This is a genomic window from Pseudomonas atagonensis, from assembly GCF_011369485.1.
Lineage (GTDB): Bacteria > Pseudomonadota > Gammaproteobacteria > Pseudomonadales > Pseudomonadaceae > Aquipseudomonas > Aquipseudomonas atagonensis.
In genome coordinates this window covers 32869-51486 of the sequence record NZ_VXCA01000017.1, presented here as the reverse complement: position 1 = coordinate 51486, position 18618 = coordinate 32869, and the positions used below count along the sequence as shown (strand labels likewise).

15 protein-coding genes are annotated in these 18618 nt (G+C 61.8%); 14 read left to right on the top strand and 1 reads right to left on the bottom strand.

Features of this window, described 5'->3' with window-relative positions:
- The first annotated feature begins 37 nt into the window (after positions 1–37).
- From F2P67_RS12135 to F2P67_RS12070, 14 genes are all read left to right on the top strand, one after another.
- Positions 38–1357 carry a lysine N(6)-hydroxylase/L-ornithine N(5)-oxygenase family protein gene (locus F2P67_RS12135; RefSeq protein WP_166220627.1) on the top strand — a complete coding sequence of 440 codons (1320 nt, stop codon included), beginning with the start codon at positions 38–40 and terminating at the stop codon, positions 1355–1357.
- Entirely contained in the window at positions 1341–2411 is a 1071-nt protein-coding gene (locus tag F2P67_RS12130) for an NAD(P)/FAD-dependent oxidoreductase (RefSeq protein WP_166220625.1), read from the top strand. The genes F2P67_RS12135 and F2P67_RS12130 overlap by 17 nt, the downstream gene beginning before the upstream one ends.
- Before the next feature lie 12 nt (positions 2412–2423).
- A complete protein-coding gene (locus F2P67_RS12125) occupies positions 2424–4427 on the top strand; it encodes a class I tRNA ligase family protein (RefSeq protein WP_246226493.1) in 2004 nt (667 codons plus the stop codon).
- Positions 4428–5240 carry an ABC transporter substrate-binding protein gene (locus F2P67_RS12120; RefSeq protein WP_166220623.1) on the top strand — a complete coding sequence of 271 codons (813 nt, stop codon included), beginning with the start codon at positions 4428–4430 and terminating at the stop codon, positions 5238–5240.
- Between the two features lie 22 nt (positions 5241–5262).
- A complete protein-coding gene (locus tag F2P67_RS12115) occupies positions 5263–6666 on the top strand; it encodes a pyridoxal phosphate-dependent decarboxylase family protein (protein WP_166220621.1) in 1404 nt (467 codons plus the stop codon).
- 246 nt (positions 6667–6912) lie between these two features.
- Entirely contained in the window at positions 6913–7959 is a 1047-nt protein-coding gene (locus tag F2P67_RS12110) for an isopenicillin N synthase family dioxygenase (RefSeq protein WP_166220619.1), read from the top strand.
- Positions 7960–7986: 27 nt separating this feature from the next.
- Positions 7987–8796 carry a MetQ/NlpA family ABC transporter substrate-binding protein gene (locus F2P67_RS12105; RefSeq protein ID WP_166220617.1) on the top strand — a complete coding sequence of 270 codons (810 nt, stop codon included), beginning with the start codon at positions 7987–7989 and terminating at the stop codon, positions 8794–8796.
- Positions 8793–9593 (top strand): methionine ABC transporter ATP-binding protein, encoded by an 801-nt coding sequence (locus F2P67_RS12100; RefSeq protein ID WP_166220615.1) that lies wholly within the window; start codon positions 8793–8795, stop codon positions 9591–9593. The genes F2P67_RS12105 and F2P67_RS12100 overlap by 4 nt, the downstream gene beginning before the upstream one ends.
- Positions 9590–10261: a methionine ABC transporter permease gene (locus F2P67_RS12095; protein ID WP_166220613.1), complete on the top strand. Its 672-nt coding sequence runs from the start codon at positions 9590–9592 to the stop codon at positions 10259–10261. Before F2P67_RS12100 ends, F2P67_RS12095 begins: the two co-directional genes overlap by 4 nt.
- Before the next feature lie 8 nt (positions 10262–10269).
- The gene (locus F2P67_RS12090) at positions 10270–11826 is read left to right on the top strand and encodes a sugar ABC transporter ATP-binding protein (protein WP_166220611.1); all 1557 of its coding nucleotides are present in this window, start codon (positions 10270–10272) and stop codon (positions 11824–11826) included.
- The gene (locus F2P67_RS12085) at positions 11819–12844 is read left to right on the top strand and encodes an ABC transporter permease subunit (protein WP_166220608.1); all 1026 of its coding nucleotides are present in this window, start codon (positions 11819–11821) and stop codon (positions 12842–12844) included. The genes F2P67_RS12090 and F2P67_RS12085 overlap by 8 nt, the downstream gene beginning before the upstream one ends.
- A 24-nt stretch (positions 12845–12868) precedes the next feature.
- A complete protein-coding gene (locus F2P67_RS12080) occupies positions 12869–13924 on the top strand; it encodes a substrate-binding domain-containing protein (protein WP_166220606.1) in 1056 nt (351 codons plus the stop codon).
- Between the two features lie 465 nt (positions 13925–14389).
- Entirely contained in the window at positions 14390–16777 is a 2388-nt protein-coding gene (locus F2P67_RS12075; protein ID WP_166220604.1) for a TonB-dependent receptor plug domain-containing protein, read from the top strand.
- On the top strand, positions 16767–18131 hold the full coding sequence (locus F2P67_RS12070) for an APC family permease (RefSeq protein ID WP_166220601.1): 1365 nt from the start codon (positions 16767–16769) through the stop codon (positions 18129–18131). The genes F2P67_RS12075 and F2P67_RS12070 overlap by 11 nt, the downstream gene beginning before the upstream one ends.
- On the opposite strand, the gene F2P67_RS12065 is transcribed toward F2P67_RS12070, so the two are convergent.
- Positions 18128–18589 carry a DUF3574 domain-containing protein gene (locus tag F2P67_RS12065; protein ID WP_166220599.1) on the bottom strand — a complete coding sequence of 154 codons (462 nt, stop codon included), beginning with the start codon at positions 18587–18589 and terminating at the stop codon, positions 18128–18130. The genes F2P67_RS12070 and F2P67_RS12065 overlap by 4 nt on opposite strands.
- Between the last annotated feature and the right edge of the window lie 29 nt (positions 18590–18618).

The window sequence follows — 18618 nt, the reverse complement described above, 5'->3', positions numbered from 1 at the left end:
CTCGCGCAGCCTGAAATTCTGTAGAAAAGGAGTTCGAATGAGTTTTGCAACCGATTTGGTCAGAAGCCCTTGCAAGCAAAAAATTCATGATGTGGTGGGGATAGGTTTCGGCCCCTCGAACATTTCGCTCGCGATTGCCCTGCAGGAAATGGCGCCAGAACTGGAAGTGATCTTCCTCGACAGCGCACCCGGCTTCGGCTGGCACAGAGGGATGTTGTTCAAGAATGCGACCATGCAAGTGTCTTTTCTCAAGGACCTCGCCAGTTTTCGCAATCCGCGCAGCCATTTCACCTTCGTCAATTACCTGCACACTAAAGGCCGCATCGCCGCGTTCTCGAACAAGAAAGACTTTTTTCCGGGACGTCTCGAGTTTCACGATTACCTGAGCTGGTGCGCCGCTGAGTTCAGCGATCAGGTGTTCTATGGGCACCGCGTGGTCAATATCAGCGAAGGCGGAATCGACCGCGACGGTTCGCCATTGTTCAGGGTCGAGATGCAGGTCGGCGACACCACGACGTCAGTACTGGCGCGCTCGGTGGTGCATTCGCTGGGCCTTGAACCGCAGTTGCCTGACGGCGTACAGGCCAATGAACGCATCACTCACGTTCATCACTTGCTCGCCCATCTGCAAGACACGCCTTTAAAGGCCGACAGCCATTGTGTCGTGGTCGGTGGCGGGCAGAGTGCTGCCGAGGCGGTGGAGTACCTGCTGGAGACTCACCCGGCGATGCGGGTGACCGCAATCATGGCGCGCTACGGCTACACGCCCGCGGATGACAGCCCGTTCGTCAATGAAATATTCAACGCCGATGTGGTCGACGACTTTCATGCTGCCGCACCGCATGTGCGCAAGCACATCCTGCGCACCCATGCTTCCACCAATTACTCCGCCGTCGACATGGCGCTGATCGAAAAGCTGTATCGCAACTGGTATGACGATGAGGTCAGCGGGCAGCAGCGGCTGATACTTGAGCGCATGAGCCGCCTGCAATCGACGCTCGTCCAGGACAACAACGTCGAGGTGACGTTTGCCCGCCAGATGAGCAACGAAGTCCAGACCATTCATTGCGATTACCTGGTCTGTGCCACGGGTTTTCGTCCGCGCAGCATCGCCGGTGTCTTGAGCCCCGCACTGGCAGCCCGGTTGATTCGCGATGAAGGGATGACACGTGTATCGCGCCATTACCGTCTTGCGTTTCAGGGCGAAGCCGCGCCGCTGCTGTACTCCACCGGCGTTGCCGAGGACTCTCACGGCTTGAGCGCGACACTGATTTCGAACATGGCCATTCGGGCCGGGGAAATCGTCGACGACCTCAAAGTCGCCTTGAAGCGGAGGCACTATGAGAAAGCCGTTTGATGTGATCATCGTCGGGGCGGGCATCATCGGTGCCACCTGTTTTAACGTGTTGAGCGCCGCCGGCAAACGTTGCCTGCTGATCGACGATCGCCAGTTGGGCAGCGGTGTCACCGGGGCTTCCGGGTGCATCGTGCGGGTGGCGCACGCCTCGCAGCAGGCGACCCGTGCCGCTGCGCAGGGCTACCACTTTTATCGTCGGCTGGCGCACGACTCGCAAGGCCAGGTGCCGTTCGCACAGACCGGTTATCTGCATTTTGCCGAGCCGCACGCCCTGGCCGAAATGCAGGGCTGGCTCGAACAGGAAGGCGTCGACGCTCAACTGCTCGATGCCGAGGCGTTGGCTCGCCAATACCCGACGATGCCGATCGCTGCTGAGCTGGCCTTGTTCGAACCCGGCTCTGGCTACATGGAGGCGAAGCCGACGCTGCAGTATCTGGTGCGCTCCTCCATCGACCGGGGTGGCATTTACCACGACGCGGTCAAGGTTCACGCCATCCGTGTCGATCCCGTGAGCCGGCAGGCCATCGGTGTACTGACGTCCAACGGCAACTACGAAGCTCCCCGGGTGATCGTCGCCATGGGCAACGGCACCAGTGAGTTTCTCATTCGCCAGTTCGGCCATTCGTTCGGGCTGTGGAATCAGCACATTCAGGTCACGCGCTTCAAGGGGGAGAGGGCCTTGGCCAGTGCTCCCTGTTTCATCGACGACACCCACCAACTCAATGGTCGCTGGTGCGCGTTGACCGGTGGTTTCTACGTCGGTTACCCCACCGGTCAACGCGTGCCTGCCAGCCAGGGCTATGTGGCTGCCGAGCAGAGTCATGCACAACTGACCCGCGAGCAGGGTCAACGACGGTTCCCGTGGTTGCAGGCAGCGTCGGTGGAAGGCGCGCTGTGTCACAGCGACTGCTACAGCGAACAACCGATTGGTCTGCTCGGTGAGCAACCGGGATTGCCCGGTGGTGTGCTGGTCGCCTCTGGGTTCAGTGGTGGTGGTTTCAAAATGGCGCCGCACGTCGCCAGTCAACTTGCCGATGTCATTACTCAAGGATAGAGAGAACGCAGCATGAAAAAGATCAACATGTTTTCCCCGAGCAAGCGCTTCTACAACGTCGACTCGCGGGTGGTGGATTTGCCTGGCACAGCACTTAACTTGATGGGCTGCACGCTGGCGCCGGGCGAGGAGAGCCAGCCGCACAACCATTTCGAAGACGAGCTGTTTGTTTTCACCGCAGGCCATGGTCTGGTCTGCACCGCGCAGGAAACGCTTGAGGTCAATGCGGGCGATGCGGTGCACTGCCAGCGCTTCGAATCACACACTATTCGCAACCTCAGTGACCGCGAACCACTGCATTTTCACTCGCTGTATTGGGATGCCGGCAAGCCAGCACGGAGCGCGCCGGAGCCGGCTATCGATACGCTGATTTTCTCCACGCCACCCACGCCCAACGGCGATTTGCATCTGGGTCACTTGTCGGGCCCGTACATTGCCGGCGATGTCCTCAAGCGAGTGCTGAGCAACCGCGGTGCCAAGGTGTTTTATGGCAGTGGTCGCGACGACAATCAGACGTATGTGTTGACCTGCGCAGCCAAGGAAAACATCGCCCCGAGCGCCTGCGCCGACCACTATGCGCAAGCGATCCGCGAGACCTGGCAAGGCTACGGCATCGACATGGATCTGTTCATCACGCCGGACAACCAGGGTGAATATGCCGACTTCGCGCACCATTACCTGCAGCGCCTGCACGAACAGGGATTGATTTACGCCAAGGACACCCCGGTGTTCGTCGATGATCAGGGTAATGCGTTGCATGAGGCATTTCTCAATGGCGGTTGCCCGCACTGCGGCGAGAGCAGTGATGGTAACGCCTGCGAGGCTTGCGGCCAGCCGAACCAGTGTACTGACCTCACTCAACCTCGGGTCAAACGCGATGGCCGCCAGCCGCAGCTGCGGATCGAAACCCGACTGTTTTTCCGCTTGAGTGCCTTGGCCGACGAACTGGCCAAATATGTGCAGACGGCCAACATGCCAGCGCATGTTTATCAGCTCTGTCACACCATGCTGACCCAGGGGCTGCCTGATATTTGTATCAGCCATCGCAGTGACTGGGGCATTCGCCACCGGTTGCCGTCGATGCAGGATCAGGTGATGTATGTCTGGTTTGAAATGGCTTTCGGTTATCTCTGGGGCGCCAGCGAGCTGCCGGTGCAAGGTGAAGACCGCTTTGCAAAAGCGGCGACGTGCTACTCCGGCGCCATGGACATCGTCCATTGTTATGGCTTTGACAACGCTTACTACCACACGCTGTTGTTCCCGGCGGTCTACCTGGCGCTGGGCCTGACTCCGCCGCGACATCATGTGGTCAACGAATTGCTGGATCTGGACGGCAGCAAGTTTTCCACCAGCCGTCGCCACCTGATCTGGGGCAAGGATTTTCTCGCTGAGACCGGCAGTGACTACGCACGCATGGCCCTGATGCTGACCCGTCCTGAAGGCATGCGCAGCAACTTCACCGTGGCGCAGATCAGCGAACGCATCAACGATCTGTTCCCGAACAAGTTGAGCGCCTGGATGCAGCGCTTGCAGGCGCGGCTGGCACCACACGGCGGCAAGGTGCCGGAGCCCGGAGCCTGGCTGAGCGATCAGAAAATCTACCACGACGAATTGCGCCAATGGATGGAGGGCTACCAGCAGGCTTGCGCGACGGCGACGTTCTCGCCGTTGCGCATGGCTGAACAGGTGGCGCAGGTCATCGACCGGGTGTCGCGCTTCAGTGCGGCGCAGGATTATCTGCTCAGTGCACCCGGGCAATCGCTGTCCAACCACGCCCGTTCGTCGTTGGCTCTGCAGGCGCTGACCGCGCGTTGGCTGGCGTTTGCTACCTCTGCGTTGATGCCGGACCTCAGCCAGCAATTGAGTGAATTGCTCAATCTTGACGAGCCTGATCGTGACCCGCAGCTAGCGAGCACATTCTTCGCTACCGGCCATGCCCTGGCTGTGCACCCGCGCCTGGAACTGCCGCGCGTGTCGGCCGAAGCGTTGGCGCAACTGATGCCGGGTCAGGCCTAGATGCGCCGCGTCACACCTGCGCGCCCGGTCGGTATCGTCGGGCCACTGAGCGGGCCGCGGGCGGCCTATGGCGAGTGGTTGCGCCGGGCCGCGCACGGTAGCGCGCTGCCCTTGTTGTGGGAGGACGATGCTGCCGATCCGACGGTGGCGATCAAGGCGGCGCAACGTCTGCTGGACGCCGGCGCCGAGGTGGTCATCGGCCATTTCAACAGCGAGTGTGCCAGGGCAGCAGGCCGGCTTTATCAGGACGCCGGCGTGGCCCTGTTACTGCCGGCGGCCACCGCCCCGGATCTGTGCCAGTCCGTCGGCGCCTTCCGCTTGTGTGCCAGCGAAGAGCGCCAAGTGCTGGTCATGGCCGATTATCTGAATCGTCATTCGCTGTGCATCGAGGAATTCTGGACCGATGGATCGGCATACGGGCAACGACTGGCCGTCGCCTTGCGCGCGCAGCTGACGGCTTTCACGGCGCCAGTGGAGGGCCGGGCAATCTGCGCCTTGATGGGCTCGCATGTAGCGGTGGCAGACGAGATCCGTCGCCGCGCGCAACCCGGGGCGCTCTATCTGGTGGCCGATGACTGCGTGGTCGAAGAGTTTGATGCACTGCTCACTGGAACCGCTGTGATCACCTTGTGCCCGCATGCCACCCCGGATTTTGGCGAGTGCGTGCGTCTGGCGCTTGAGCATGTCGCAGCGGCCGGTGCGCTCGGCAGTACAGTGACCGAATACCTGAACGGACACGCCGACTTCGAATGTCGGCAGTACCGTCAGGCCGACTACACGATCGTGCGGCGCCATTACCCGCGATTTGCCTGAAACAGACAAGGACGTGACCACCATGACTCTGCAATTGTCAGGCACTGCGCTTGAACTACCGTGCATCGGCGAGGGCGCTATGGCCCCCGCAGATATCGAACTCATGCTGGCCGCACTGCGCCAGGCCTTGACGCGGCCACGCGGCAAGCTCGCCGCGCCGCAGGAAGCGGAACAGATCACCTTGGCGGCCGAGCGGGCTGTGGGGCAGTCGATCTGCGAAGCCGGCATTGGCCTGCCTCAGGCGCTCGATTTGTACGCCAGCCTGCTTAGCCAGCAAGGGGTGCCCACCGATCACCCGGGTTATCTGGCCTACATCGGTGCTTCACCAACCCCGGCTGCGGCGCTGATGGACGGCTTGCTCTCGGCCAGTGGCATGATCGGTTCCGGATGGCTCGGCGGGGCTGGCCTGATCTGGGCCGAGAACCAGGCCTTGCGCTGGTTGGCTGATCTTGCCGGTTTGCCCGCTGCGGCCATGGGATGTTTCGTCAGTGGTGGCACTGCCGGCAATTTTTCCGCGCTGGTGGCGGCGCGGCATCGCTACCGCGAGAGGGGCGGCATGGGGGCCGGGTTGTTGCTGGTAGCGGAGGGCGCGCATTCCTCAATCATCGTCAGCGCCCGATTGCTCGACCTGCACGTGGTGATCGTTGCCTCCGATGACCTGGGGCGCTTGACCGCAACGGCATTGGCGCACACGTTGTCGGCGCTACAGGTCGAGGGGCGTCTGGACGAAGTGGTTGCGGTGGTGGCGGTCGCCGGTTCGACCAACGCGGGGCACATCGACGATCTGCTGGGGATCGGCCAGATCGCCCGTCAGCAGGGCATCTGGTTCCATGTCGATGCGGCGTATGGCGGGGCGTTTTTATGTGTGCCGGGTGTGCGGGAAAAATTTTCCGGCATCGAACTGGCGGACTCACTGATCATCGATCCGCACAAAGGCCTGTTCGTACCCTATGACTGTTGTGCGCTGCTGTATGCCAAACCGGGCGCGGTGACCGCCGCTTTTACTCAGGACGCTTCCTATCTGGAACAGATCAATGAATCACGGCAATGCAACCCGATGCATTACGCGTTTCATCTGTCACGGCGCGCGCGGGGCGTGCCCTTGTGGTTTTCGCTGGCGGTGCATGGCAGCGCCGCCTACCGGCAAACCCTGGAGCGGATCCTTGAGCTGAGTGCTTGTCTGCGCGAACGGATTACCCGTCACCCACGGTTGCAACTGATACAGGCATCCGGGTTGAGCGTGATCCTGTTCCGGCGCGAGGGTTGGCAAGCGCGGGATTACGATGCCTGGGCACAGGGCTGCCTGAGCGACGGCATTGCCCTGGTGGTTTCGTCGAGCTGGCAAGGCGAAACGGTGATGCGCATCTGCATCATGAACACGCGCCTGGATCAGCAACGTTGCGATGAGTTGCTCGCCGGGCTGTAACGGCCCTTGCAGTTCCTGGCCGTTACTGATCGCGTCAACAGCAACGAAAGGCCCGGCTTGATCAGTCGGGCTTTTTTATGCCTAAGGTAATGCGAAAAAGATATTGGATCGGTGTTTTTAAGATCGTTTAGTTTTGTGGCTACGACGAATCAAACGCATCAAACCGACAGACCTCCCGATTGCCATGACGGCACACGCTGAATCGATCACAGGGCTCTTCAGGTTTGGTTCACACGGGAGTGAATCATGCCGCATACCTTGGACATCACCGCATTACCGACCCTCGACCTGTCCTTGTTCGAGGGCACCGCGCCGCAGCGTTACGAATTTCTCGAAAGCTTGCGCCACGCCGCGCGCGACGTCGGCTTCTTTTACCTCACCGGCCACGGCATCGACAGCGCTTTGCTGCGAAAAGTGCAGGATCATGCGCGGCAGTTCTTTGCCTTGCCCGACAGTGAAAAAACTGCCGTCGGTATGATCCATTCGCCGCACTTTCGCGGTTACAACCGTGCGGCTTCGGAGATCACTCGCGGGCAGCCGGATCTGCGCGAACAGTTTGATCTGGGCGCCGAGCGCGAGGCGTTGACGCTGGATCAGAACAGCCCGATCTGGGCGCGCCTGCAAGGTCCCAATCAATGGCCGGCGGCGTTGCCGGAACTCAAACCGCTGCTGCTTGAATGGCAACAGGCAATGACGCGCATGTCGTTGCGTCTGTTGCGTGCCTTCGCCCAGGCGCTGGCACTGCGGGCAGACGCCTTCGATCAGTTGTATGGCGACAAACCCAATGAACACATCAAGTTGATGCGCTATCCCGGCCAGTCCGCCGGGGCGAGCCATCAGGGTGTCGGCGCGCACAAGGATTCCGGATTTCTGAGCTTTCTCCTGCAGGACCAGCAGGCCGGATTGCAGGTCGAGGTGGAAGAGGGCCGCTGGATCGATGCATTGCCTCGGGAAAACACCTTGGTGGTGAACATCGGTGAGCTGCTGGAACTCGCGACCAATGGCTACCTGCGCGCTACGGTGCACCGCGTGGTGTCGCCGCCAGCGGGCAGCGAACGCCTGTCCGTCGCGTTCTTCCTCGGTGCACAACTCGACGCCGTGGTGCCGCTGTATCCGTTGCCGACCGCGCTGTTGCGCGAGGCGCGCGGGCCGGCGAGTGACCCGCTCAATCCGCTGTTTCGTGATGTCGGCTGGAACTACCTCAAGGGCCGTTTGCGCTCGCATCCCGATGTCGCCCGGCGCTTTTATGCCGATGCGCTGCTGCCGCCGGTTGCGGTTCGCAAAAGCGCCTGATTGCTCACTCGCTCAAGGACTTCGCCCATGTTGAAAAAAGCAGGTTTGACCCTCGCCGTCCTCGGCGCGCTGGTGACGTCATTTTCGGTTCAGGCGCTGGAGCCGTTGCGCGTGGCGGCCGACCCGGTGCCCCACGCGCAGATCCTCGCGTATATCCAGAAAATCGATCCGCAGCTCAATCTCAAAGTCATCGAAATCCCCAACGGCGTGAACTCCAACGAGTTGTTGGTGCACGGCGACGTCGATGCCAATTACTTTCAGCACCTGCCGTACCTGAAGTCCCAGGAACAGGCTCTCGGCGAAAAACTCGCCGTGGCGGCGACCGTGCACATCGAGCCGCTGGGGATTTATTCGCGCCGACACAAAAGCTTCGCCGACGTGCCACAAAAAGGCACCGTCGCCGTGCCCAACAACGTCACCAACCTGAGCCGAGCGCTGTACCTGTTGCAGGACAACGGCCTGATCAAGCTCAAACCCGGTTTTAACGACCCGGCGGCGGATCAGGCCACGCCCAAAGACATCGCCGAAAACCCCCGGCAGCTGAAGATTCTCGAGATCGAATCGCCACAGATTCCGCGCTCGCTGGACGATGTCGATCTGGCGGTGATCAACGGCAACTACGCGCTGGACGCCGGGCTGGTGCCGGCCAGGGATGCGCTGGGGCTGGAGAAGGCCGAGCACAATCCCTACGCCAATATCCTGGTGACCACGCCGAAACTGGAGAACGATCCACGGATCGCGCAACTGGCCAGGGATCTGACCTCCCCACAGGTGGCCAAATACATCACCGACAACTTTGCCGGCTCGGTGATCCCGGTCGCGGGCGGCAAACCATGATTGCCGTCGAGCAGTTGAGCAAGACGTATCCGTCGGCCGTGTCGGCGGCACTCGATCAGGTTTCGTTGAGCATCCCCGATGGCGCGGTCTACGGGATTCTCGGGCGCAGCGGTGCGGGGAAATCGACGCTGCTGCGCTGCCTCAATCTGCTCGAACGACCGGACAGCGGGCGCATTCTGATCGACGGCGTTGACCTCATGACGCTGTCTGACAGCGAACTGCGCCAGCAACGTCAGCGCATCGGCATGATTTTTCAGGGCTTCAACCTGCTGCATTCGCGCAACGTCTTCGACAACATCGCGGTGCCGCTGGAGATCGCCAATGTCGGCAAACCATGGCGCCATACGCGGGTGCGCGAACTGCTGGCGCTGGTCGGTCTGAGCGACAAGGCGCAGTCCTTTCCCTCGCAATTGTCCGGCGGCCAGAAACAGCGAGTTGGCATCGCCCGAGCGTTGGCGGCGGAGCCGGCGTACCTGTTATCGGATGAAGCGACCAGCGCCCTCGACCCGGAAACCACAGCGTCGATTCTCGAATTGTTGCGCGACATCAACCGGCAACTGGGCCTGACCATCGTCCTGATCACCCACGAGCTGGACGTGGTCAAGTCGATTTGCGATCACGCCGTGTTGATGGCCAACGGGCGCCTGGTCGAGGCCGGGCCGGTGCCGAAACTGCTGGCGGATCCGCAATCGACGCTCGGCAGTTCGCTGCGGCCCACGTGCGGATTACCGTTGGGCCACGACGCACCAGGGCTGAGCTTTCTGCGGCAATACGGGGTACGGGCGGCGCAATCATGAATCGCACGATCAACTGGCATGAAATCCTGCAACTGGTGTTCAACGCCACCGGGGAAACCCTGTACATGGTCTTGCTCGCCGGCTGGTTCACGTTGCTGATCGGTTTGCCGCTCGGCGTGTTGCTGTTTGTCAGCCGTCGCGACGGATTGCTGCCGATGCGCCGGCTGAATGCGCTGTTGAGCAGTCTGGTCAATCTCGGCCGCTCATTGCCGTTCGTGGTGATGCTGATCGCGCTGATTCCGCTGACGCGGCTGGTGGTCGGCACCACGCTGGGCAGCACCGCTGCGGTGGTGCCGATCACCATTGGTGCATTCCCGTTCTTTGCGCGCATCGTCGAAAACGCTCTGGATGAAGTCGACAAGGGCCGGATCGAAGCGATCCTTGCCATGGGCGGCGACATTCGCCATGTGATCTTCACAGTCTTGCTGCCGGAAGCGCTACCGGCGCTGCTCGCGGGGATCACCCTGACCCTGGTGATGCTGATCGGTTTCTCGTCGATGGCCGGCGTCATCGGTGGCGGCGGGCTCGGTGATCTGGCGATCCGTTACGGCTACCAGCGCTTCAACAATGAAGTGATGGTCGCCACCGTGGTGGTGCTGGTCATCCTCGTGCAGGGCGTGCAAAGCCTGGGCGACCGGCTGGTGCGTTCACTGGCCCATCGACGTTAAGGAATTTTATGAGTGCGCCTGTCGCCGTGGCCCGCGAGCCACTGATTCGTGTGCGTGGCCTGAGCAAAGTGTTCGGCTCGAACCGCGCGCTGGAGCGGGTCGATCTGGAGATTTATCCCGCCGAAGTGGTGGCGCTGCTCGGCGCCAATGGCGCGGGGAAATCGACGCTGGTGAAGATTCTTGCCGGCAGTCAGACCGCTGATGCCGGCGAGATTCAGGTTGAGGGTCAGCTGCGGAATTTTGCTTCGCCGTTGTCGGCGCGGCGCGTCGGGATAGTCGCGGTGCATCAGCAGATCAACGAGGGCATCGCGCCGGGATTGAGCGTGGCGGAAAACCTGCTGCTCGATGAACTGTGCAAACCCGACGCCGACTTCTGGCTCAACCGCAAACGCCTGCTGAAGCGTGCGGCGAACATTGCTGCAGGCCTGGGGCTGACGTTGCCGCTGGAGCAACCGATCGAGCATCTGGGCCAGGCCGAACGGCAATTGGTGGTGCTCGCCCGGGCCTTCGCCCTGCAACCGCGTTTGCTGATTCTCGATGAACCGACGGCAGCCTTGTCGGACGCCGAGGCGCAACGCCTGTTTGCGTTGATCGATACCTTGCGCGGCCGTGGCGTGGCGATTCTGTACATTTCCCATCGTTTGAGCGATCTGCAACGGGTGGCCGACCGCGCCGTGGTGTTGCGCGATGGACGGCTGGCCGGAGCGTTCAGCGCTCAGCAGTTGCCTGACGCGGTAAGAGCGATGCTCGGGCAGGCGCTGGCGGAACATCACTACAACCCGCGATTGGCGGGGCGAGAGGTGTTGAAACTGAGCGCGCTGCAAATCTTGCCGCGCTCGAGGGCTTTCGACCTGACCTTGCACGAAAACGAAGTGGTGGTGCTGACCGGGTTGCTCGGCGCGGGCAAAAGCGAGATTGCCGAAGTGCTGTTTGGCCTGCGTACGGCGGCTGCGGGTAGCGTGCAACTGCAAGGTCGCGACTGGCGCGCGGGCTCGCCGCGTGAAGCGATTCGCAGCGGTGTGTTCTTCGCCGCTGAAGATCGCGCCAGTCAGTCGCTGGTGCCGGACTTCTCGTTGCGACGCACGCTGACCCTGCCGTTTCTCGAACGCTTCAGCCGCGCCGGTTTTATCCGCAATCGCGCCGAAGCGGCCGCCGTCGAAGCGCAAGTTGCGGCGCTGGGGATCAAGACCACAGGTATCGATGTGCCGATGAGCGCGTTGTCCGGTGGCAATCAGCAAAAAGTCGTGCTGGGGCGCTGGCTGCTCGGGGAAGGGCGGGTGTTGATCCTCGACGAGCCCTTTCAGGGCGTCGACGTCCGCGCTCGTCGTGAGATTGGCCAACTGCTGCGTGACAGTGCCCACGGCCGGGCGACGCTGGTGATCTGCGCCGATGTCGACGAAGCCCTGGAAATCGCCGACCGGATCGTGCTGGTGCGCGATCACGCCGTCGTCGCCGAGTACCCGCGAGCCGGCCTCGAACGCGCCACTCTGGTCGCGGCGCTCGCCGGAACAGAGCTGGACCCTTCCGTTGTTGAAACTACGCCAAGGAGCAGAGCGAGTGCCTGATTCGAGTTCATGGACAGCGAGCGCACCGGCCACCGCCGAGCGTTTGCTGCAAGTGTTGATCCGCTACGGCCTGCTGTGGCTGCTGGCGCTGATCGTGGTTTTTTTCAGTGTTGCCGAACCGGCGTTTCTGCGCGTCGGCAACCTGTTCAGCATTTTGCAGTCGGTGTCGATTGTTGCGCTGCTGGCATTGGGCGTGACGCTGACCATGGCGGTGGGCGGGCTGGACCTGTCCATCGGTGCGGTGGCGGCGATGAGCCTGATGATCGCCAGTTACGTGATGGTGGTACTCGGCTGGGGAGCGCTGCCGGCAGTGTTGATCAGCCTGGCCGGCGGCGCGCTGGTCGGGCTGCTCAACGGCTGGCTGATCGTCAAACTGCGGGTGCCCGACATCCTCGCGACGCTGGGCAGCATGTTCCTGGTGATTGGTGTGCAGTTGATCCCCACGGGCGGGCGCTCGATTGCGGTGGGCATGACGTTGCCCAACGGCGATGAAACCGAGGGCGCATTCAGTGCCGCGTTTCTGGCCTTGGGGCGCGGGCGGTTGTGGGACGTGGTGCCGACGCCGGTGTTGATTACGGCGGTGGTGGCCGTGGCGGTGTGGCTGTTCCTCGAACGCACGCGCATCGGTCGATTGTTCTACGCCATCGGCGGCAATGAGCAGGCTGCGCGACTGGCCGGCGCGCCGGTGCAGCGCTTCAAACTGCTGGCTTACGCGCTCTCGTCGCTCCTGGCGTCGTTGGGTGGTTTGTTGCTCGCGGCGCGTCTGGGGCGTGGCGATGTCAGCTCGGGTAACGGTCTGGTGCTGGATGCATTGGGCGCGGCACTGATCGGTTTTGCCGTGCTCGGCGCGAAGAAGCCCAACGCGTTCGGCACGCTGATCGGGGCGTTGCTGGTGGCCGCGCTGCTCAACGGTCTGACCATGCTCAACGCGCCGTATTACGCACAGGATTTCGTCAAGGGACTGGTATTGGTGCTGGCCCTGATGTTCACCTTCGGCCTCGCGCATCGGGCGCGCTGAGCCGCTATCAGTCAAGGAAGTTGTATGCACGGTTCAATCAAGCAATTCGCCCGTCATTGCCTCGCCGGCGCTTTGCTCTCGGCGCTGGCCCTGAACGTTCAGGCCAAGGCCTTGCCCGGTGCACCCGCGCCGTTCGACAAGGGACAGGTGCAGATCGCATTGGTCGGGTATCTGTTTTCCGGGGATTTCCCTGAGGCTTATCTGCGCGGTGTAGAGCAGCAAAGCGAGGCGCTGGGCGCCAATCTGCGGGTGTTCGACGCGCGGCAGCAGGCGGCAAGTCAGGGCGAGATGATCGATCAGGCGATTGATCTGGGCGTGGACGGGATCATCGTGCAACTCGGTCTGGCGGAAACCCTCAAGGGGCCGATTGACCGGGCCATCGCCAAGGGCATCAAAGTGGTCGCGTTTGACGTTGATTTGAATACCCCGCAAGTGACTCAAGTCGAACAGGATCACCACGCGCTGGCACGTCTGGCGCTGGATCAAGCGCTCAAGGACAACGGCACGCGTTTCGACGCCGGTTACGTCTACATCAGCGGTTTCACCCCGATGGAGCGCCGTGACGAGATCTGGAGTCAGGTGAAGAAAGCCAATCCGGGCATTATCGAGAAGGCACGGTTCGGCACGCTCAACCCGCCGATTGCCAATTCGGTCGCCGATCAGGCCAGTGCCGTACTGCGCGCCAATCCGGGGATCAGCGTGATTTTCGCGCCGTTCGACGAGTTCGCCAAAGGCGCGAAAATCGCCGTGGATGAGGCTGGGCTGGCGAGCAAGGTGAAGATCTACAGCGCCGACATCTCCACCGCGGATATCCAGATCATGAAAGAACCGGACAGCGCCTGGGCCGCCACGGCGGCGGTCAATCCGCAAGTGGCCGGAGCGATCAGTGTGCGCAGTCTGGCGCTGCTTATCGCGGGGGAAAATCCGGGCCAGAAGGTGCTGGTGCCGCCGACCCTCATCACCCGCCAGCAGTTGCTTGATCTTGACGTAAAGAACGTCCGCGACCTGGCACAGAAACTCCCGGCGTTTGGCGATACGGCGAATGTAGCGCGGGCGCCGTGGATTCCTGTCGCCAACTGAACAGTAAAGAGTGGCTGATCTACCGCCTTCGCGAGCAAGCCCGCTCCCACAGGTTAATCGCATTCCAATGTGGCAGCGGGCTTGCTCGTGAAGAGGCCGGTGCAGTCTCGACCACTGTTGACGGATCACCACTTTCGCCAGTAAGCCGAAGTTTCAGTTAGTTATTGTTAGTTTGATTTGCTGTTGGCTCAGCAACACTTGTGTTGGACTGATAACAGCCACTAAGTGCGATCTAACCTAAGTGTTATTGGTTCTTTTGCTAAAGTCTTTCGCTCGTCTAGCATCGGGCTTCAAGGGGGAAATCCAGGTATTGCGGGGATACCGCGCTCGATCCACACATAACGTTTCAACAGCCTTCGCTGCCTTCCTGATTTTTAAAACTACAGCAGACATTGCCGTGCATTGATTGCCGACCCTTATTGTCGGCAACGGCCGGGTATTAGCTGCGATAAAAGGAGCTGTTACATGTATTACCGTTCCCGTTCATTACTGGCCGCTGCCGTCGTCAGTGCAATCTGGCAACTTCCTGCACACGCCGAAGAAACCACGACAAGTGTCGACAACGAATCGCGCCTGGGCACCGTGCTGGTCACCGGTACGCGGGGGACTTCGCGCACCGTGCTGGACTCACCCGTACCGGTCGATGTGCTGACCGCCGAAGACCTCAAAACGGCCGGGGCGGCGGACGGTGAACTGGGCGCGGCGCTGCAGACACTGTTGCCGTCCTTCAGCCTGCCGCGCCAGTCCAACTCCGGCGGTGCCGACCACATTCGTGCGGCCCAATTGCGCGGCATGAGCCCGGATCAGGTGTTGGTGCTGGTCAACGGCAAGCGCCGTCACACCTCGGCGGTGGTCAACGATTCCTCGAAGATCGGCCGTGGCACCGCACCGGTGGATTTCAACTCGATCCCGATCAGCGCGATCAAACGCATCGAAGTGCTGCGCGACGGCGCCGGTGCACAGTACGGTTCCGACGCGATTGCCGGGGTCATCAACATCATCCTCGATGACGCTCCCGAGGGCGGCGAAGTGTCCACCAGTTATGGCGCTTACCACACCCGTCAGGACGCCATCGACAAGACCACCACCGACGGCCAGAACAGCGTGACCACCGCCAAGATCGGCACGCGGCTCGGCGAGGAGGGCGGGTTCATTCGCGGCGGTACCGAGTACAAGGATCGCAACCCGACCAACCGCGCCGGTTTCGACGGTTTCGCCGACACACCGGGGCAGCGCAATTACGTGATGGGCGACGGTCTGGCGCGGGACGTCAACCTCTGGTTCAACAGTGAGTTGCCGCTGGCCGGCGGCAAGGCGTACAGCTTTGGCACCTACAACCAGCGCCACACCACCGGTGCGGAGTTTTATCGCTATCCGTACGAGCAACCGCAGTTTTATCCCAACGGCTACTTGCCGCAGTCACTGGGTGACAACAAGGACATCTCCGCCACCGCCGGTTTCAAAGGCCTGATCGGCGATGAATGGGACTTCGACAGCAGCATCACCCATGGCCGCAACCGCTTTGAGTCGTCGACCCGGCGCACGCTGAATGTCAGCCTCGGCGAAGACTCGCCGACGAAGTTCGACACCGGCGATTATGAACTGCGTCAGACCACCGGCAACCTCGATTTCAGCCGCGAACTGCGCCTCGGCGAGCGCTCGTTTGTCCTCGCGGTGGGGGGCGAGTACCGCTACGAAAACTACCTGACCTACGCCGGTGACGAGGCTTCCTACATCGGCTCCGGCGCCGATGGCGCGAACGGTCTGCGCCCGAGCGAAGAGTCGGATCTGGATCGCAACGTGTTCGGCAGCTACGCCGAACTGTCCGGTGATCTGACCGATCGCTTCTTCGTCGACGCCGCAACGCGCTGGGAGCATTACGACGACGCCGGCAGCAAGCTCACCGGCAAACTCAGTGGTCGCTACAAACTGACCGAGCAATGGGCGTTGCGCGGGGCGGTGTCGAACAACTTCCGCGCGCCGTCCCTGGCGCAAAGCGGCTTCCAGAACACCACCAGCAACTTTGGCGACGGCGGCACGCTGACCGATATTCGCGTGCTCTCGGTCAACGACCCGATTGCCCGTGCACTCGGCGCGGAAAAACTCGATCCGGAAACCTCGAAGAACTTCAGCCTCGGCCTCACCTTCCAATTGAACGAGCGCTTCGATGCGTCGCTGGACGTGTTCCGCATCGACGTCAAAGACCGCATCACCCTGTCGCAGCGGATCGGCAGCGACGCCCTGGAAAACTACATCAACGACAATTTCGGCGTGGCCGGCGTGCACGACGTCAACTTCTTCACCAACGCCGCCGACACCAGCACCCACGGCGCCGAACTGGTGCTCAACTACCACCAGCCGTTCTACGAAGGGCAGTTGGGCCTGACCACCGCGTACACCTACAACCACACCAAAGTCACCAGCACCAAAGGCACGCCGTCGCAGCTGACCGCGCTGGGCATTGGCAACGACGCACTGGTCGGTGTCGAGGAAACCAACACCCTGACCGACGCGGCGCCCAAGGATCGCTTGATTTTTTCCGCCAACTGGGCGAGCGAACATTGGGGGCTGCTCGGACGTCTGACCCGACAGGGCGAGACCACGCGGGTGTTCGACTTCGGTGACTCGCAACCCGAGCAGACCTATGGCGCGGTGTGGCAACTGGACGCCGAGGTGGCTTACAAATTCACCCCGAAATTCAACATTGCCGTGGGCGGCAACAACCTCACCGACAACTACCCGGAGCGCTCCGGCTCGGCGATCAATTACGGCGGCAACCTGCCGTATGACGTGCTCTCGCCAATCGGCACCAACGGCGCGTATTACTACGCCCGCGCCACGTATGGCTTCTGACGCCGGGCCGGGCCGGCACCTGCCGGTGTTTCAGGCGTTGCTGATCACGCTGGGCATGGTGATCACCACCGACATCCTGAAAACCGCACCGACCGTGGCGCTCAATGTCGGGCCGGCGCACTTCTATCTGGTGTGGGTGCTGGGCGGGGTGGCGTCGATGATCGGTGCGCTGTGTTTCGCCGAGATGGCCACAGCGTTTCCGCATCCCGGCGGCGACTACCACTTTCTGCGCATGGCCTACGGCGAGCGCATGGGATTTCTCTTCGCGTGGTCGCGGTTCTCGGTGATGCACACCGGGTGGATTGCCTTGTCGGCCTTCATGTTTGCCGACTACTTCAACGCCGTGGTGCCGCTGGGCCAATACGGATCGGGGCTGTTCGCCGGCACGGTGATTGCCGCGCTGGTGCTGCTCAACCTCAGCGGCAAACACATCGGCTTCATCACTCAGACCCTGCTGGTGGGGTTGTTGGCGCTGGGCTTTTTGAGCATTGCCAGCGCCGGGGTGTGGCTGGCGTGGCAGGGTATCGAACCTCCGTCGCCAAGCATCGAAGTCGTCCCGCAACACACGGGCATGGCCGGGTTTTCGGCGGCGATGATTTTTGTGTTTCTGGCATTCGGCGGCTGGAGCGATGCGGCGACGCTGTCGGCGGAAGTGCGTGACGGTCGCCGAGGGATTTTCATCGCCATGATTGGTGCGCTGACCGTGCTGATGGCGATCTATCTGGCGTTGAACTGGGCGTTCGTTCAGGGCCTGGGATTCGCAGGACTGGCCGCCAGCAATGCGCCGGCGGTGGAACTGCTGAACCGCGCGTTCGGTGCCCCCGGCGTTCTGTTGATCCTGCTGATGGTCGGCATTGCGGCCATCGCCACGATCAACTCGACCTTGCTGGTCGGCGCCCGCACCACTTACGCCGCCGCGCGCGACGTGCCGCAACTGCGCAGCTTCGGCGCCTGGGACGATCGCCACGGCGTGCCGCGCAAAGCCTTGCTCGCCGAAGGTGCGGTGGCGTTGCTGCTGGTGCTGTTCGGCAGTTTCACCCAGAGCGGTTTCAACACCATGGTCGAGTATCTGACCCCGGTGTACTGGTTGTTCCTGAGCCTGAGCAGCGTGGCGCTGATCATCCTGCGCCGACGTTTTCCCAAAGTACCCCGGCCAGTCAGAGTGCCGTTGTATCCGCTGCTGCCGCTGCTGTTTTTCGGGCTGTGCCTGTACATGCTGTATTCCAGCGTGACGGTGGTCGGGTATGGTGCGTTTCTGGGGATTGGCGTGTTGCTGGTGGGAGCATTGCTGCTGGCGGGGTTGAGCCGCGTGGCGTTGACGCCTCGGCGAACTCTTGAACAGGCCTCGGACTAAAACGAAACCTGCGCCGGTTGCGACAAGCGCAGCACCGACAAATCTCCGGTGATGCGTTTGTACGCCAGGCGAATTGCTTCGATGTTGTCGGCATTCTTCGCGCTGTTTTCATGCAGGATCACAATGACCTTGGTGCTCAGCCGCTCCGGCTCTTTCGCCCCATGATCGCGCCACTGTCCGTACGCATCGAAGACGCTGAAACCGTCGGGAAACCGCGAGGTGACTTCCTGATCGAGAAACTCGCGCCAGCGCGCAGGGCTGACCGCACCTGCCTTGCCATCAATCGACCCCACCGAAAAGTACAACTCGGTGCGAATCCACTGCGCCTGCGCCGGCCGCGAGGCATCGCCTTGCAGGGTCGAACTGGCGGGGTCATGAGTATGAACGGAAGCAGGAGGAGGGCTGGCACAACCGGCGACGGCAAGGAACAGCGCCGCGAGTAAAAGACGTTGAGGCATGGAACATCCTTATTGAACGAGGGGTGAGC

Coding starts and splice junctions, on each gene's coding strand:
- F2P67_RS12105 (WP_166220617.1), top strand. CDS start 7,987: ATGTTGAAAAAAGCAGGTTTGACCCTCGCCGTCCTCGGCGCGCTGGTG.
- F2P67_RS12065 (WP_166220599.1), bottom strand. CDS start 18,589: ATGCCTCAACGTCTTTTACTCGCGGCGCTGTTCCTTGCCGTCGCCGGT.
- F2P67_RS12080 (WP_166220606.1), top strand. CDS start 12,869: ATGCACGGTTCAATCAAGCAATTCGCCCGTCATTGCCTCGCCGGCGCT.
- F2P67_RS12095 (WP_166220613.1), top strand. CDS start 9,590: ATGAATCGCACGATCAACTGGCATGAAATCCTGCAACTGGTGTTCAAC.
- F2P67_RS12115 (WP_166220621.1), top strand. CDS start 5,263: ATGACTCTGCAATTGTCAGGCACTGCGCTTGAACTACCGTGCATCGGC.
- F2P67_RS12070 (WP_166220601.1), top strand. CDS start 16,767: ATGGCTTCTGACGCCGGGCCGGGCCGGCACCTGCCGGTGTTTCAGGCG.
- F2P67_RS12075 (WP_166220604.1), top strand. CDS start 14,390: ATGTATTACCGTTCCCGTTCATTACTGGCCGCTGCCGTCGTCAGTGCA.
- F2P67_RS12100 (WP_166220615.1), top strand. CDS start 8,793: ATGATTGCCGTCGAGCAGTTGAGCAAGACGTATCCGTCGGCCGTGTCG.
- F2P67_RS12135 (WP_166220627.1), top strand. CDS start 38: ATGAGTTTTGCAACCGATTTGGTCAGAAGCCCTTGCAAGCAAAAAATT.
- F2P67_RS12090 (WP_166220611.1), top strand. CDS start 10,270: ATGAGTGCGCCTGTCGCCGTGGCCCGCGAGCCACTGATTCGTGTGCGT.
- F2P67_RS12130 (WP_166220625.1), top strand. CDS start 1,341: ATGAGAAAGCCGTTTGATGTGATCATCGTCGGGGCGGGCATCATCGGT.
- F2P67_RS12110 (WP_166220619.1), top strand. CDS start 6,913: ATGCCGCATACCTTGGACATCACCGCATTACCGACCCTCGACCTGTCC.
- F2P67_RS12120 (WP_166220623.1), top strand. CDS start 4,428: ATGCGCCGCGTCACACCTGCGCGCCCGGTCGGTATCGTCGGGCCACTG.
- F2P67_RS12125 (WP_246226493.1), top strand. CDS start 2,424: ATGAAAAAGATCAACATGTTTTCCCCGAGCAAGCGCTTCTACAACGTC.